Raw genomic sequence first — 15,801 nt, 5'->3', positions numbered from 1 at the left:
AGCAAGCTGCGAATGGATAGCAGGCTATCCGTTTTAGTGTAATCGTTAATGTCTATTACTTCCGGAGCTCCTTCTATAGCATTTTCACTCTTACAGCTAATCAAAAGAAGAAATCCCAGTAGGGTGAAGCCTATGAAGCCTCTTGGCAGGATATGAGAATTAAAGCCTTTCATTTTGTTAACGGTCAAGGTTAAGAGGACTCAATTTCAGCTTTAGGCTTAGCGTATATTGTAGCCGGAAAATCCAATAATGGCTATGTATAATTACCCAATGCCACATGCTTGTGTCTGTAGAAAGGTATAAACTAAAAATTTAAAATACAAATTTTATGCTTTTATGAAGTGTTAGAATAATCTTATCTAAATGAATGATACTTGGACTATATGATAGGTTGATAAGTAGTAAGTTAGGCATATATTGCCTGTGTTTATTATAGCATCGAAGCTAAAAATTAATTTCATCTACTTTAATACATTAATTTTTTTTAGAAATTTTTATCTAGTTTAGATTGCTAATAATTACAATTATTGATTGCTTTTGAGGATTTATTATTGCAATTTTAGTTTAATAATCAGGTATTTATCTTGAGTCTGCTTCGGGTAATTGCTTTCCAGCAGAAGAATAATATAAGCTTAGAAGAGGCAGAAACTTTAATACACGTATAATAGTGCAATGGTCTTAATGAAATGAAAATTTGTAAACTGGCTTTAATTACTTTGATGTCTGTTTTGTTTTTTTCTTGTAGTGAAGAAGAGAAAGAGGTAATAAATATAGAATTAGAGGGAAAAGTAATTTTAGAGGACGAAGTAAAAATCAACAAGCTTATTTCATTGGATTCAATTTTACTAGGATTTCGATTAGATGACGATTATTATTTCTCTTTGTATAACAGTAAAACCTATATGAAATATGGCGAAGTGCTGAAGAGAGGGAATGGTCCTAATGAATTTAACTCTCCAATCAGAGTTCATGGCATGGGATACGAAAATCAAGAATTATTCTTATGGTTTCACGATATAAATGAAGTGAAGCTCCACAGATTAAATGTCACAAAAAGTCTGATGTCAGCAGAAACAATTATTGACAAAACACTTAAAATACCCACAGATCCAGATCCCCTAAGTATTCGATTTATCAATGACTCAATTATAGTTTTTAATAATTCGAACCTCTCATTGAATGTCAATCAACTTAATTATTTTAATCTAAAAAGTGATAGCCTATTCAAGGAAATACAATTTGATTTAGGGTATGAAAAGCAATCACAAGAGGTGGACTATATACAATACACTTATAATTTGATTTATGTTAATGTATTTGAGGTAAAGCCGGATAAGGATAAAATTGCAACTGTTTACCAATATCAAGATCAGGTAGATTTAGTAAATAGGGAAGGTGTTAGGTTAAGTAGACATACGAATAGTACTGATTATGCCAATAAGAGTATGGAATTTCTGACTTCCAGAAAAAGAAACGCATTGAATATCTATTATAAGGCAGTCGAAGCAGATGATAATTTTATTTATGCTTTATACTATAATCAGCCTAGTGAACTCTATCTAAATCAGCATCATAATTCTTCCATTCATGTATTCGATTGGGATTTGAATTTGGTTGCAGAAATTAAATTGAAAGACTACCTTTTAAATTTCAGCCTTAATAAAGAGCAAGGGACAATCGTAGGCTACGATTATTTCAATGAAAAATTACTGGAATATGAAATAAATGAAGTTGTTAGAGATCTTTTGTAGTAACTGAACTCAATGAGGTTAATTCATAGTTCATATTATTTTTCAGTTAAATATCTCATAATCAAGTCGTAAATCAGATGGGTAGATAGTAGGTTTACCTTACAATTTCATTTAATGTCTTTCCAATTTTTCTAAAACCTCAGATTTATTGGTTCTTCCGATAGGTATCGTATTTCCTTCCACCTCCACATATTCGTGGGTATATGATGTGATATGCGCTATGGAAACTATAAATGACCGGTGAACTCTAAGGAAATTTTGAGGAGGGAGCTTTGCTTCGATATTGCTGATGGTTTCTCGTGTTATTATACTTCCAGTTTTAGTATGAATTTTTAGGTAGTCACTTAAACTCTCTATAAAAACTATATCAAAGTAGTTGATTTTAACCATCTTTCTATCCGCTCTTACAAACATGAAATCACTTTGATAAGAATTTTCTGGTTTTGGTGATTGATCAATTGAAGGCTGATGCAATTCAAAATATAGGTTAATAGCTTTACATAACCTTTCAAAAGAAATAGGCTTCATTAAGTAGTCAATCGCCTGTAAATCATAACTATCGATAGCATATTCCCTATATGCAGTGGTGAAAATAATCTTAATATCCTTGTTGATAGATTTTGCAAAAGATAGCCCTGAAATTTCAGGCATATTGATTTCGAGGAAAATCACATCTACTTGATGCAAATTAACTAGATTGAATGCTTCAATAGCTCCGGAACAAGAACCTATTACTTGAATTTGCTCTATTTTTGAAAGATGATTCAAGAGAATCTCTCGAGCTGTAGGTTAATCATCTACCACTATACATGACATTTTTTTATCCATGAATCTTTAGTTTTTGATGATTCAAAATCAAGTTAATTTCAAACCAATCCTCATCATAGTTAACTAAAAGTGAATAGTTATCAGGATAAGATAAGTCTAATCTTTTTCGAACATTCGTCAAGCCAATTCCATTTTCATTAACTGTTGAATTACTGTTCTTTATATTGTTTTTAACAGTGAATTGAATTTTTTCAGTATCTGTTTTCAAACTAATATATACCTGTGATTTATTGGTTGATCGATCACCATGCTTGAAGCTGTTTTCTACAAAAGGAATTAGCAACATTGGGGCAATGTCAATTTCAAAATCAATTTCAGAAATACTCAAATCAACGCTTAAAGTATCTTGAAAGCGTATTTTTTCAAGTTCGATATAATCCTTAATATGATCAATCTCATTAGCTAAATTCACACTTGGCTTGTCTACCTGATAAAGAATATAATCCAAAAGGTTTGAAAGCTTTAGTATCATTTCAGGAGTTTCCTCAGATCTTTTCAAAGCATATCCATACAATGTATTTAATGTATTGAACAAGAAATGCGGATGGATCTGCATTTTCAAGTATTTCAATTCTTGTTCCTTAAGTTTAAGTTGAGCAGAAAGCACTTTATTTTCCAGCTCTTTATTTCTTGCGACTGACGAATAATTATATTTAACAAGTTTAAATGCACTAATTACAAACACAACCAAATAGACGGCTACCATTATAAAAATCAGACTTTTGCTTAATGGAACCATCTGATTGTATTGAAGCGAGTTCATCATAATCAGTCCATAAAATATGGAAACCACAATGGCAAAAGCGGATAGAATTAGTGTATATAAACTGTAAAGCCCAAACAATAAGTACTTCTTGTGCAATAGATATTTTGGAATTAGAAAGTAGTTTACTGTATATGTAGTGCCAATAGTAACTGGCATTAAAAAGGCGGAAAATGAATTTGGGTTTGGAATGATTCCGCTACCTTCTTCAAAGAAATATCTGAAAAACACCAAAACGACAAGCCAAAAAATAGTATGGAGTAGAATTCTGCTGAAAAGAGAAGGCGGGAGGGAAAATGCTTTCATCATCGAATTACAATATCTACATAATTTCAATATTATCTAGCTACTTGCGATGAATTACCAATTTCACACGCCATTCGACATATTGGAATCAATAAATTAAATCAGAGGAAGAAAAGCTGCTTTAAAAAGCCTTAATCCTGCAGTTAATCTCATTTATTTAATATGAGTTTTAAGGAGTAATATGTTTGTAGCATAATCATCAAAAAACAAATATTATGAATTTAGCAATCAGTCAAAGTGTAAGCAATTTAGGGTTTATCTCTGTTTTATTCGCCAGAATGCAGGAAGGAGGGATAGTGATTATGTCATTAATCTTCATTTGTGGAATTGCCGTTTTTTCACTTATGGTTTTGGGTCTACTTTATTTGAAAAGGAATAATCCAAAGCTTGATAAAATGATTAACCTGATCAATTCAATTGGTTTGTTTGCGCTGGTTGCAGGAGTTTTTGGACAGCTTCTACAGCTTATCAATACGCTAGATTACTTAGAATTCAAGGACAGTGTGAATGCACAAGAATTAGCAGGTGGCTTGAAGTTCACGATTCTCCCAACACTCTTTGGCTGTTTGATATTATTGTTTAGCCGCTTTTTCACCATAATCCTTCAATGGTTTAAGTCTGGTAAATAATTGTAATTGCAGTCAGTTTCAAAATAAATCTAGTTTTCCAAACATCCTTGACGATCAATTTGTTAAAATAATAAATTGATATCATGGAGAATATTAAAACACCGATAATAGCCACTACGGCATACTTATTTATTTACACGTTACTTCCATTCTTCACAGGCTTTGAGCGTTTTATTGGAGCATTTTTCTTTATGTCTCCCTTTATTGTGATTTGGATGGTTGTAAATGTGTTGAAAAATGGGAAAGCTTCTGATAAGAAGTTTGATGAAGGTTATTGGTATGAGGATGCCGGCAAATTCAGCTCATCAAAGTGAATGAACGGTAAGTTGGGCTAATCGCCTTTCTTCAAGTATTTTAATATTGATTTAAATAAAGCTTAAATTGTAGGCTAATTAATAAACCTACAATCCATGAAGTTCAAATTTAAATCCATCCTCCCGCTGTTTTTTGGCTTGCTGATATTTGCAGCCTGCAATACAAAAACAGATACCGAGACACCAACCAAACAGGAATTTTCTGTTGATTATGAGAAATTCACGCTAGACAATGGCTTAGATGTGATTTTTCATATTGATAAATCAGACCCAATTACTGCTGTAGCACTTACATTCCATGTAGGCTCTGCAAGAGAAAAAACTGGACGCACAGGTTTTGCCCACCTTTTCGAACACCTATTATTTTTAGAATCTGAGAATCTAGGCCCTGGTGGTTTGGATAAACTCAATGCTAAAGTAGGAGGCTCGGGTGCCAATGGCTCAACAAGTCGTGATCGCACCAATTATTTCCAAACAGTACCAAATGATGCTCTTGAGAAAATGATTTGGGCCGAAGCGGATAAGCTTGGCTTTTTTATTAATACTGTGACAGACCAAGTACTGGCCAAAGAAAAGGAAGTAGTGAAAAATGAAAAACGCCAAGGTGTTGATAATGTGCCTTATGGCCATGCTAGTTATGTAATTGGTAAGAATTTGTATCCTGAAAGTCATCCATACAACTGGCAAGTAATTGGTTCACTAGAAGATTTACAGAATGCTACATTAGCTGATGTGAAGGAGTTTTATGGCAAATGGTATGTACCAAATAATGCCACGCTGGTGATTGCAGGTGACTTTGATCCTGCTCAAGCTAAAGCTTGGGTTGAAAAATACTTTAATGAAATTCCTAGAGGAGAGGAGATTGCTCCTGTTGAAAAGATGCCAGTTAGTTTAAGTGAAACTAAGTCGCTATATCATGAAGACAACTTCGCTCGTGTGCCACAACTTACCATGACATGGCCTACAGTGGAGCAATACAATGACGATGATTATGCATTGTCTATTTTAGGTCAATTGCTTTCTTCAGGAAAGAAATCTCCATTCTACAAAGTACTAGTTGAAGATAAAAAGGTGACTTCCAACGTATCCATGTACCAGTACGGATCTGAATTGGCTGGCGAGTACCAGATAAGTGTTAGAGCTTACCAAAATACTCCATTGGATACTGTGATGGCAGCAATTAACGAGGCATTTGCCAAATTCGAAGCTGAAGGAGTAAATGAGCAAGATTTGGCAAGAATTAAAGCTGGACAAGAAACAAGTTTCTACAATGGCTTGTCTAGTGTTTTGGGTAAAGCTTTCCAATTAGCTCAATACAATATTTTCGCAAACAATCCAGGCTATATCAATGAAGACATTCAAAAGGTCTTAGCTGTTTCAGCTGAAGATGTGATGCGTGTGTACGAAAAGTATATCAAAGGTAAACCATACATTACAACTAGTTTTGTTCCTCGTGGACAAACGGAATTGGCCTTAGCTGGTGCTGCTCAAGCCGATGTAGTGGAAGAGGCAATTGTAATGGGAGCCGAAGGTGAATTCGATTTAAATGAGAGAATTGCTTACGAAAAGACTCCATCTAGCTTTGACCGCACAATTGAGCCAGGATATGGTACTGCTCCAAGTTTTGTCATTCCAAATATATGGGAGACTGAGATAAGCAATGGTATGCGAGTATATGGTATTGAAAACAATGAATTACCATTGGTTCAATTTAATATTCGCATTAAAGGAGGTCTTTTACTAGACGATCCGAATAAAGTAGGTGTAGCTAATCTGCTAGCCACCATGATGACTAAAGGCACTAAAAACAAAACGCCAGAAGAACTAGAGGAGGCTATTGATATGCTCGGAGCCAATATCAACGTAAGTGCAGGTAGAGAAAGTTTATCGATATCGGGCAATACATTGGCTAAAAATTATGATGCTGTACTTGAATTGGTCGAAGAAATCTTAATGGAGCCACGTTGGGACGAAACGGAATTTAGCTTAGCCAAGCAGCGTATCACAAGTTCTCTTGTACAGCAAAAAGGAAATCCTGGAGCTATTGCAGGCAATACTTATAACGAATTGCTTTATGGTAAAGATCATATTTTCTCCAATAACCAAGCTGGTACTGAGGAGTCTGTAGCGAGCATCACCATGGATGACTTGAAAGCGTATTATGAGAATAATCTATCTCCTAGTATTGCAAGTATGCATATAGTAGGCGATATCAAGCAAGATAAGGTAGTAAGTTCGCTTAGTAGCTTAAATGAAAAATGGTCTTCAAAGCCAGTTGAGTTTCCTGATTATCAATTAGCTGAACAGCCAACAGCTTCTAAGATTTATTTTTACGATGTGCCAGATGCGAAGCAATCAGAGTTGAGAATTGGTTACTTAGCTTTGGCTGAAACGGATGAAGATTATTATCCTGCGGTAATAATGAATTATATCCTTGGTGGTGGTGGTTTTGCCTCCCAGTTTACCCAAGAATTGCGGGAGGGAAAAGGCTACACTTATGGCATCAGATCTGGTTTCTCTGGTTCAGATATCAAGGGTCCATTCAGCGTTTCTACTAGTGTGCGTACTAATGTTACTTTCGAATCAGTAGAATTGATAAGAGACATTTTGGCTGATTATCCTAATGTATTCAATGAGCAGGATTTGGCTACGACTAAAGGTTACTTACTCAAGAGTAATGCGCGTGCATTTGAAACTCTAGGCGCAAAGCTTGGATTGTTGACGGATATTAGTGCTTATGGCTTGCCTTACGATTATGTGAAGCAAAGAGAAGAAATTGTAAAAGCAATGACTGTTGCCCGAATCCAAGAATTAGCCAAGCAATATGTTGACCCAACTAAAATGGTATATGTAGTAGTTGGTGATGCAAAAACCCAAATGGAAAGGCTATCAGCTTTAGGTTTTGGTGAGCCAATTTTGCTAAATCCACAAAATCAATAATTTATTAGTTTAAGGGTATCTCTTATACTATTCTTATAAATACGAAAAGGTCATGGTTCAAATCATGGCCTTTTTTATTTGGATTCCAGCGACCCTTTAGGTTTAAAATAACACAGGCAACTTAGATAAACCAAGCTGCCTGCATCCACCATGAAAACACTATTTTTAGATTTTTGGAGTAACCACTGCATCAATTACATGAATAACGCCATTGGATTGATTCACATCTGTGATGGTAATATTAGCCATTCCACCGTTGGCATCTTTCAGCATAAAGTTGTTAGCTCCATTTGCTACTACTGTCAAAATACCTCCGTTTACTGTTTTCAACTCTGCTTTACCATTTCCTTTTTTTACTAATTTGGAAAGTTCGGCTACATTTAATTTTCCAGGTACCACATGATAAGTAAGAATACTAGTCAACGTACCTTTATTTTCTGGCTTCAATAAAGTTGAAACAGTGCCCTCCGGTAATTTGTCGAATGCATCATTGATTGGCGCAAATACTGTGAAAGGTCCATCACCTTGTAAAGTTTCTACTAGTCCGGCTGCCTGTACAGCAGCTACCAAAGTGGTATGTGCCTTCGAGTTTACTGCATTACTTACAATATCCTTTTGTGGATACATTTGTTCACCACCAACCATTACGGTTTGCTGTGCCATTGAAAAATTTGCCATGAATACGAAAATGGCGCTTGCGAGTGTGATTGTTATTTTTTTCATTTTTTTAAATTGTTTGAAGGCACTTACGTAACACTTCAATCAATTGGATTTTAGAAAATGAAAAAAAATATTGAACTGAATTGAGAATTATTGAATTGTGCTTGGGAAAAGCAATTAAGCTAATGGCAGTATAATAGAAAATTTAGATCCATGGCCTTGCTCACTTTCTACCATAATCTCACCCTTGTTTTTAGTAATAAGGTCGTGACAAACCACCAGACCTAAACCAGAACCAGCTTCATTTTTTGTTCCAGTAGTACTTTGAATTTGGTCGAGCTCAAAAATTCCAGGTAATCTATAGCTTGGAATTCCTACACCATTATCTATAATGTCAATTTTAAGTTTTTCTCCAATCGATTTCGTGTTCACTGAAACCTGACCATCTGGATGTGTGTATTTAATGGCATTGTTGATCAAATTTCTAAGGACGAATTCAAACTCCTTATAATCTACCAAAACATTAAATTCTTCTTCGGCATTATTAACCAATGTAATGTTTTTTTGTCTGGCAGCTTCTTTATAAGGTTTTATACAATCCTCAATTAGCTTTTTGGAATTCAGTTTTTCAGGATTCGATTCGAAGGATTGAGCTTTCCCCCAGATTAAAAGACTTTCTAATACTTCGTGAGTTGCTTTTCCACTTTCAATAAGCCTTTGGATAAAGTCCTTCTTTTCAGCATCAGAAAATGCCCCATCTTGAATTAATAATAAGCCACCAAGAAGTCCTTGAAATGGGCCTCTTAAATCATGACCAATGATAGAGAAAAGCTTATTTTTCATCCTATTAGTTTCTTCCAGCTCTTCTTGTTTAGTCATCAATTCTTTGTTGCTTTTTATTTTGTTGGTATAGTTGCGATACATAAATCCAAATAGAATCATGATTACAATAGTAAGAAAACCCATCAGATTTCTTTGGAAGGTTCTGCTTTCATTAAGGTCAGCTAAAAGAGTCAATTCGGCATCTTTTTTCTCTACTTCGTATCTCGTTTTCAGATTCTCAATTATCTCGAATTTCTCTGCATTGTAAATACTATCCCGAAGATCATTGGCAATTTCTGCCCTCTTAAGTGCTTTTTCAAAATCACCTGTACTTATATAAAATTCCGTAAGTTGCTCATTAGCTGTTTGTTTTCCGGGTAAATAGTTATAGTCATTTGAGATAGCTAATGCATCGTTTAAGTAAATTTCTGCTTGATCATTTTGGCCTATTGCCATATATAATTTTCCGAAATTCACATTATTGTTGATTTTTACTGTTGGATTTATGCTAGAGCTATTAGCTTGAGTTATTTCTTCAGCCTCTTTGAGGTATTTAAGTGATTCATTGTAATTTTTAGTATGATAATAAGCTTGCCCAATATTGCCTAAGAGCTGGGTGAAATTGCTAATATTTGGTTCACCCTCCCGCTCAAGTTCTTCTGCTTCATGAAAATAAATCAAAGCTTGCTCAAACAAATTTTGTTTGGCATAAGAGATTCCAATATTATTAAGTATGGATCTGATGCTATTCGTTCGTTTATATGCTCGAGCTATTTCCAAAGACTGATTATAATAATCAATTGCCTCTTTGTCTTGGTTTTGAAAACTTTGGATTACTCCCAATCTTAAATAACCATTGATAACCCCGAGACTATCGTTTTGTTTTTCGCTTATTTTTAATGCTTGATCAAAAAGCTTAGCAGCTTCTGCATAATTGCCAATATCACCATAGATTGTGCCTAAGTGTGAGATTATCCTACTCTCATAAAGCATATCGCCCGTAGATTTCGCAGCATTTAGAGCAAGCCTAGCTGCATCAATGGCGTCGCTCGTAAGACCTTTTACTGATTGAGCAATAGATTCTGAGTAAAGTACCTCTGCTTCCTTAAGTTTATCTTTTTGTAATTGAGCTAATCTTAAGGCGTCAGGAGTTAAGGCAAGAGTAGAATCAGGATAATTGGTATGAATAGTTCTAATTACTTGTAAATAAGCATCGAGTTTTTCCATACCATCCTTCATAGAAAGGATTTCATCAATTTTGGAAGAACTATTTTGACTGTATGCAGCAATATTTCCAAATAGGAAAATGTAAAAAATGGAAAATGTAAAAAATAGGCTCTTCATAGATTATATCTTAGCTATGTTGTAGCTATTATGTAAAGTAGTGAAAATTCTGTAAATGTTTCTTTATATCAAAATGATTTTTATATCGGCTAATCCAAACAAGACTCCGTTCAAAGAAAATGTATTCCATACCGTATCATAAATAGACAAATTTCAAAAAAATTGAACATGAAGAATCGCTTACTCTTTCTTATATTCTGTTTATTTATTAGTGCTTTTACCACTCAAGCTCAAAAGCCTAAAACATATACCAGCTCAGAAATTTTGCAGTCTATTACTAAACTGCAAAATACAGGAACGGTTATGTTTGTTGCAGCTCATCCCGATGATGAAAATACAAGACTCATTTCATATTTGGCAAATGAGAGAAAAGTAGAAACGATTTACCTGTCTGTAACTAGAGGTGATGGTGGACAAAATTTAATAGGTCCGGAAATACGCGAGCTATTAGGTATAATCCGCACACAAGAATTGCTTCAAGCTCGCCGTACAGATGGCGGGAGGCAATATTTCACGAGAGCCAGCGATTTTGGCTTTTCTAAGGATGCTTACGAAGCTCTTAGCACTTGGGATAAGCAGCAAGTTTTGTCTGATGTGGTTTGGGCAATCCGTAAATTTAGACCAGATGTAATTATTAATAGATTCGACACTGAGCCTAGTACGACCCACGGGCATCATACAGCCTCTGCTATGCTATCTGTAGAAGCGTTCGATTTGGCAGCAGATCCAAATGCATTTCCGGAGCAATTGAAATATGTGGAAACATGGCAGCCAAAGCGGATATTTTGGAATACCTACAATTGGGATAATAGTAATTCTGATTACGAAGGTAAGCCAAATGTGATAAGCTATGATGTGGGCACTTATAATCCACTTCTTGGAAAATCTTATAACGAAATAGCTGCTGAAAGTCGAACTATGCACAAGAGTCAAGGTTTTGGTTCAACTGGTTCGCGTGGTTCGGCTCTAGATCATGTAGTGCAATTGAAGGGAGATAAAGCTGTAGGAGATATTTTTTCTGATATGGACATCAGCTGGAATAGAATACCGGGAGGTGAAAATATCAATGCTAAGATTGAAGCGATTATAAATGAATTTCAAATTGCGAAACCGGAAGCTTCTTTAGCATCTCTAATTGCCCTCCGCAAAGAAGTGAAATCACTTGCTGTTGGTAATTGGTGGGCTAACAAAAAATTGGATGATTTAGATGAAATTATTCGCGCAAGTGCAGGGATATATGTAGAAGCAATAAGTAATACAGCTACGGCTGTAGGAGAGGAACAAGTGGAAATTAGTCTTGAGGCTACCAATAGATCCAACACTTCAATTACAGTACGAAATGCAAGTATCAATGGAGTAAATAATAGTTTTAATAAAGAAGTTGCATTCAACAGGTCACTAAATGAGAAATTTGACTTTAAGATTCCAGCGGACTTTCCGATAAGTCAACCTTATTGGTTGGTAAACGATGGTACCGTGGGAATGTACGATGTGCCGAATCAGGAAATGAGAGGAATGCCTGAAAACCCTCCCGCTTTTATGGCAGAGGTAGAAATTGAAATAATGGGTGAGGTGATTCCCTATACGATCCCTGTGGTTTACAAAAGAAATGATCCTGTAGATGGAGAGCAATATCGTCCATTCATCATCACTCCTCCAGTCTATGTTGGTATTTCAGACAATGTGGTTGTTTTTTCAGATAATAACGAAAAAGAAGTAAGTGTTGAAGTAATAGCTGGAAAAGATAATGTATCAGGGCAGGTGAGTTTGGATGTGCCAAGTGGTTGGTCGCTTACACCAAACAATTATCAATATGATTTGAAGTTAAAAGGTGAGCAAGCTTCCTTTATTTTCAAGGTAAATCCTCCCACTATGGATAGCGATGTGATTGGCAGTGCAGTAGCTACTTACAATGGGAAAAGCTATAATAGAGATTTGTTGACTATCGATTATCCGCATATTCCATTTCAGACTATTTTCCCTGAATCAAAAGCTAGAATGGTGAAAATTAACCTTGAAAAACGTGGCGAATTGATCGGCTACATTCAAGGAGCAGGTGATGATATACCTCGTAGCTTACGGCAAATTGGCTATCAGGTAGAAGAAATTAATCCTGACAATTTGAAATCCGATGAACTAGCAAGGTATGATGCCATAATTATGGGTGTGAGGGCTTACAACACCGTTGATGCGCTAAGATTTGGACAGACCGAATTATTCAAATATGTGGAGAACGGAGGAACTTTAATGGTTCAGTATAATACGAATAGTCGATTGGTTACTAATGAATTAGCGCCATATTCTTTGAGACTTTCTAGAGACAGAATTACAGTGGAAGAAGCTGAAGTTCAGATAATTGCACCAGAGCATCCTGTTATGAATTTTCCAAACAAAATCACTACAAAGGATTTCGAGAAATGGGTACAAGAAAGAGGTTTATATTTTCCGGGAGAGTGGGATAAAGCCTTTACACCAATTATCGCCTCTGCCGATCCGGGAGAAGAGCCGTTGACTGGAGGCTTACTCGTCGCCAAATATGGCAAAGGACATTATATCTATTCAGGCTACTCATGGTTTAGACAATTGCCTGCGGGTGTGCCGGGAGCTTTCAGGATATTTGCTAACTTGATCTCAATTGGAAGTTATGAAGAAAATCCCTAGCAAAAACCCGAAAGAATATAATGAAGATGATATTCCAGTTTTCAAAAGCTGGAGCGGCTGGTATTGGTTTATTATGATTGTGCTGGCAGTATTAATCTTATTGTTTTATTGGTTTACCAAATATTATTCATGAGCACTATTGACTGGATCGTACTCTTTGGAACTTTAGGATGTATTGTGGCTTACGGTGTGTATCGCACGAGGGGCAAAAAAAGTATGGAGGGCTATCTGAAGGGAGATAGTGATTTGAAATGGTGGACAATTGGATTATCAATAATGGCAACTCAAGCGAGTGCCATTACTTTTTTGTCCACTCCAGGGCAAGCATACGCAGATGGAATGCGTTTTATCCAGTTCTATTTTGGCTTGCCCTTGGCAATGATTATTCTCAGTGTCACTTTCGTTCCTATTTTTTATAAGCTAAAAGTATACACCGCTTATGAATATTTAGAAAGTCGCTTCGATCTAAAAACTCGGTTATTGGCGGGTGGATTATTCCTAATTCAGCGCGGTTTGGCAGCTGGTATTACTATCTATGCTCCATCTATTATACTTTCTACCCTTATGGGTTGGAGCCTTGGAGGAACCAATCTGGTGATTGGAGCTTTGGTTATAATCTACACAGTTTCCGGTGGCACAAAGGCCGTAAGCGTGACCCAAAAGCAGCAAATGGCAGTGATGATGGGAGGGATGATCCTAGCTGGAATATTTGTGATTAGATATTTGCCGGACAACATTAATTTCACTGATGCACTGCATGTAGCAGGAAAGATGGGAAAGCTAGATGTGGTTGATTTTACATTTGATTTGAGTGACCGTTATAATTTCTGGTCAGGTATCACTGGAGCACTCTTTTTATTCCTTTCCTATTTTGGTACCGATCAGTCTCAAGTCCAGCGATATTTATCCGGAAGATCTTTAAAAGAAGGCAGATTAGGCTTAATGATGAATGGCCTTTTGAAAGTACCTATGCAGTTTATCATTCTATTTATTGGAGTGATGGTTTTTGTGTTTTTCCAGTTCAATGAACCTCCCGTATTTTTCAATCAGGTGCAAGTAGAGAAACTGGAGCAATCAGAATATGCTGATGAATTGCAAGAATTGAGAAATGCACATACAGCGGTATTTACCGAGAAGGAAAGGACGATTTTTGATTTGAGCCAAGCTGTCCGCGATAAGGATGAGGTTTCTATTGAGCTGTTTAAGAATAGAGCATTGGCGCTTGAAGAAGAAGGAAAAGTGATCCACGGTGATGTGGCAGCTCTTATCAAGCAGAATGACCCTGATGCCGAAACCAATGACAAGGATTATGTATTTATGTCTTTTGTGATGAACAATCTACCAATTGGCTTAGTGGGTTTATTGTTTGCTGTAATTTTCTCAGCGGCAATGTCTTCTACAGCCAGCGAATTAAATGCCTTGGCTTCTACCACTACAGTTGATATTTATAAGCGAACTATCCGAAAGAATGAATCAGATGGGCATTATGTGATGTCTAGCAAATTATTCACATTTCTTTGGGGATTAATTGCCATCCTTTTTGCCACATACTTGAGCTTGTTTGAGAATTTGATTCAAGCAGTAAATCTTTTAGGTTCACTAATTTACGGAACCATACTTGGGATTTTTGTTGTGGCATTTTACGTGAAATATGTAAAAAGCCACGCAGTATTTTTGGCAGCTATTATTTCCCAATTAAGTATTGCAACGCTTCATTATTTAACAACCATTGAAGTGGTATCAATTGGTTTCTTATGGTACAATGCAATCGGCTGTATTCTGGTAGTAGTTATTGGCATTCTACTTCAAAGCATAATGCCGAATACTAGTAAAACCTAAATTTCAATTTTTATTCAAAAATAAAAGCCCAAATCAGATTGGGCTTTTATCGTTTTAAAGTTCTAAGCTACTTGCATTTGCTTCATTATGGATTTTGCGAACAAGTCCTTGTAACACTTTTCCCGGACCAGATTCATAGAAATCTGTGCAACCATCAGAAACCATATTGAGAATGGTGTGTGTCCATTTTACAGGAAATGTAAGTTGGGATATGAGGTTCTCTTGTATTTTGTGAACGTCTGTCCATGGCATAGCATCTACATTTTGGTAAATCGGACAAATAGGCTCGTTGAATTTAGTATTTCGGATAGCCTTTTCTAATTCCTCCCGCGCCGGTTCCATCAATGGAGAGTGGAATGCGCCACCTACTGGCAATATAAGTGCACGTTTTGCACCTGCTTCTTTCAATTTTTCGCAAGCTTCTTCAACTGCAGCTTGTGCACCGGAAATCACCAATTGTCCAGGGCAATTATAATTTGCTGGAACCACCGTGCCACTTTGCACAGCTTCACAAATAAGGGCTACTCTTACATCGTCCATTCCCAATACAGCCGCCATAGTGCTAGGCTCAATTTCACAGGCTTTTTGCATCGCATCAGCTCGTTTTGCTACCAATTTCAGCGCATCTTCAAATGTCAAAGTACGGTTGGCAACTAATGCAGAGAACTCGCCTAATGAATGTCCTGCAACCATATCGGGTTGGTCATTTTCCTTACATAAAGCCAGAATTACAGAATGGAGAAATACAGCAGGCTGTGTTACATTAGTGCTTTTTAGTTCTTCAGCAGTGCCATGAAACATTACATCGGTAATCTTAAAACCAAGGATGTCATTGGCATCTTCGAAAAACTTTCGTGCTTTATCGTTGCTGTCATATAGGTCTTTGCCCATACCTGGGAACTGGGAACCTTGCCCAGGGAAAATATATGCTTTACTCATGTTAT

Annotated in this window: 12 protein-coding genes; 7 read left to right on the top strand and 5 right to left on the bottom strand. The window is 36.2% G+C overall.

Annotation, left to right across the window (positions count from 1 at the left end; translation table 11 throughout):
* Nucleotides 1-686 precede the first annotated feature (686 nt).
* Nucleotides 687-1,751 carry a BF3164 family lipoprotein gene (locus tag ACOXY8_RS14605; protein WP_458332348.1) on the top strand — a complete coding sequence of 355 codons (1,065 nt, stop codon included), beginning with the start codon at nt 687-689 and terminating at the stop codon, nt 1,749-1,751.
* A 111-nt stretch (nt 1,752-1,862) separates the two neighbouring features.
* Here ACOXY8_RS14605 and ACOXY8_RS14600 read toward each other — a convergent pair whose 3' ends face one another.
* Both ACOXY8_RS14600 and ACOXY8_RS14595 read right to left on the bottom strand, forming a co-directional pair.
* A complete protein-coding gene (locus ACOXY8_RS14600; RefSeq protein ID WP_458332351.1) occupies nt 1,863-2,525 on the bottom strand; it encodes a LytR/AlgR family response regulator transcription factor in 663 nt (220 codons plus the stop codon).
* 46 nt (nt 2,526-2,571) lie between these two features.
* Nucleotides 2,572-3,651: a sensor histidine kinase gene (locus tag ACOXY8_RS14595; protein ID WP_458332347.1), complete on the bottom strand. Its 1,080-nt coding sequence runs from the start codon at nt 3,649-3,651 to the stop codon at nt 2,572-2,574.
* 212 nt (nt 3,652-3,863) lie between these two features.
* Between ACOXY8_RS14595 and ACOXY8_RS14590 the strand changes: the two genes are divergently transcribed.
* The 3 genes from ACOXY8_RS14590 to ACOXY8_RS14580 all read left to right on the top strand — a co-directional run bounded on the left by ACOXY8_RS14590 (nt 3,864) and on the right by ACOXY8_RS14580 (nt 7,531).
* The gene (locus ACOXY8_RS14590; RefSeq protein WP_458332346.1) at nt 3,864-4,277 is read left to right on the top strand and encodes a MotA/TolQ/ExbB proton channel family protein; all 414 of its coding nucleotides are present in this window, start codon (nt 3,864-3,866) and stop codon (nt 4,275-4,277) included.
* Between the two features lie 83 nt (nt 4,278-4,360).
* Nucleotides 4,361-4,591 (top strand): hypothetical protein, encoded by a 231-nt coding sequence (locus ACOXY8_RS14585; protein WP_458332345.1) that lies wholly within the window; start codon nt 4,361-4,363, stop codon nt 4,589-4,591.
* A 96-nt stretch (nt 4,592-4,687) separates the two neighbouring features.
* Complete coding sequence (locus ACOXY8_RS14580; protein ID WP_458332344.1) at nt 4,688-7,531, top strand: M16 family metallopeptidase; 2,844 nt, start codon at nt 4,688-4,690, stop codon at nt 7,529-7,531.
* Between the two features lie 165 nt (nt 7,532-7,696).
* On the opposite strand, the gene ACOXY8_RS14575 is transcribed toward ACOXY8_RS14580, so the two are convergent.
* Nucleotides 7,697-8,254: a fasciclin domain-containing protein gene (locus ACOXY8_RS14575; protein WP_458332343.1), complete on the bottom strand. Its 558-nt coding sequence runs from the start codon at nt 8,252-8,254 to the stop codon at nt 7,697-7,699.
* A 114-nt stretch (nt 8,255-8,368) separates the two neighbouring features.
* Entirely contained in the window at nt 8,369-10,357 is a 1,989-nt protein-coding gene (locus ACOXY8_RS14570) for a tetratricopeptide repeat-containing sensor histidine kinase (RefSeq protein ID WP_458332342.1), read from the bottom strand.
* A gap of 168 nt (nt 10,358-10,525) precedes the next feature.
* On the opposite strand from ACOXY8_RS14570, the gene ACOXY8_RS14565 reads away from it, so the two are divergent.
* The 3 genes from ACOXY8_RS14565 to ACOXY8_RS14555 are packed head-to-tail and all read left to right on the top strand — an operon-like array spanning nt 10,526 to nt 14,857.
* Nucleotides 10,526-13,018 carry a PIG-L family deacetylase gene (locus ACOXY8_RS14565; protein WP_458332341.1) on the top strand — a complete coding sequence of 831 codons (2,493 nt, stop codon included), beginning with the start codon at nt 10,526-10,528 and terminating at the stop codon, nt 13,016-13,018.
* Nucleotides 13,002-13,151 (top strand): hypothetical protein, encoded by a 150-nt coding sequence (locus ACOXY8_RS14560; protein WP_458332340.1) that lies wholly within the window; start codon nt 13,002-13,004, stop codon nt 13,149-13,151. The genes ACOXY8_RS14565 and ACOXY8_RS14560 overlap by 17 nt, the downstream gene beginning before the upstream one ends.
* Nucleotides 13,148-14,857 (top strand): sodium:solute symporter, encoded by a 1,710-nt coding sequence (locus tag ACOXY8_RS14555; RefSeq protein WP_458332339.1) that lies wholly within the window; start codon nt 13,148-13,150, stop codon nt 14,855-14,857. The genes ACOXY8_RS14560 and ACOXY8_RS14555 overlap by 4 nt, the downstream gene beginning before the upstream one ends.
* Before the next feature lie 54 nt (nt 14,858-14,911).
* Here ACOXY8_RS14555 and fabD read toward each other — a convergent pair whose 3' ends face one another.
* The gene (gene fabD, locus ACOXY8_RS14550; RefSeq protein WP_458332338.1) at nt 14,912-15,796 is read right to left on the bottom strand and encodes an ACP S-malonyltransferase; all 885 of its coding nucleotides are present in this window, start codon (nt 15,794-15,796) and stop codon (nt 14,912-14,914) included.
* Nucleotides 15,797-15,801 lie beyond the last annotated feature (5 nt).

The organism is Peijinzhouia sedimentorum, from assembly GCF_049340005.1.
In the GTDB taxonomy this organism is placed as follows: Bacteria; Bacteroidota; Bacteroidia; order Cytophagales; family Cyclobacteriaceae; genus CAXBDP01.
Note: the sequence above shows the minus strand (reverse complement) of the source record. Positions and strands in the feature narration are given on the sequence as shown.

Excerpts from the sequence above, each read along its gene's own strand:
- ACOXY8_RS14605 (WP_458332348.1), top strand. The coding sequence starts at position 687 with ATGAAAATTTGTAAACTGGCTTTAATTACTTTGATGTCTGTTTTGTTT.
- ACOXY8_RS14595 (WP_458332347.1), bottom strand. The coding sequence starts at position 3,651 with ATGATGAAAGCATTTTCCCTCCCGCCTTCTCTTTTCAGCAGAATTCTA.
- ACOXY8_RS14590 (WP_458332346.1), top strand. The coding sequence starts at position 3,864 with ATGAATTTAGCAATCAGTCAAAGTGTAAGCAATTTAGGGTTTATCTCT.
- ACOXY8_RS14585 (WP_458332345.1), top strand. The coding sequence starts at position 4,361 with ATGGAGAATATTAAAACACCGATAATAGCCACTACGGCATACTTATTT.
- ACOXY8_RS14580 (WP_458332344.1), top strand. The coding sequence starts at position 4,688 with ATGAAGTTCAAATTTAAATCCATCCTCCCGCTGTTTTTTGGCTTGCTG.
- ACOXY8_RS14575 (WP_458332343.1), bottom strand. The coding sequence starts at position 8,254 with ATGAAAAAAATAACAATCACACTCGCAAGCGCCATTTTCGTATTCATG.
- ACOXY8_RS14570 (WP_458332342.1), bottom strand. The coding sequence starts at position 10,357 with ATGAAGAGCCTATTTTTTACATTTTCCATTTTTTACATTTTCCTATTT.
- ACOXY8_RS14565 (WP_458332341.1), top strand. The coding sequence starts at position 10,526 with ATGAAGAATCGCTTACTCTTTCTTATATTCTGTTTATTTATTAGTGCT.
- ACOXY8_RS14560 (WP_458332340.1), top strand. The coding sequence starts at position 13,002 with ATGAAGAAAATCCCTAGCAAAAACCCGAAAGAATATAATGAAGATGAT.
- ACOXY8_RS14555 (WP_458332339.1), top strand. The coding sequence starts at position 13,148 with ATGAGCACTATTGACTGGATCGTACTCTTTGGAACTTTAGGATGTATT.
- fabD (WP_458332338.1), bottom strand. The coding sequence starts at position 15,796 with ATGAGTAAAGCATATATTTTCCCTGGGCAAGGTTCCCAGTTCCCAGGT.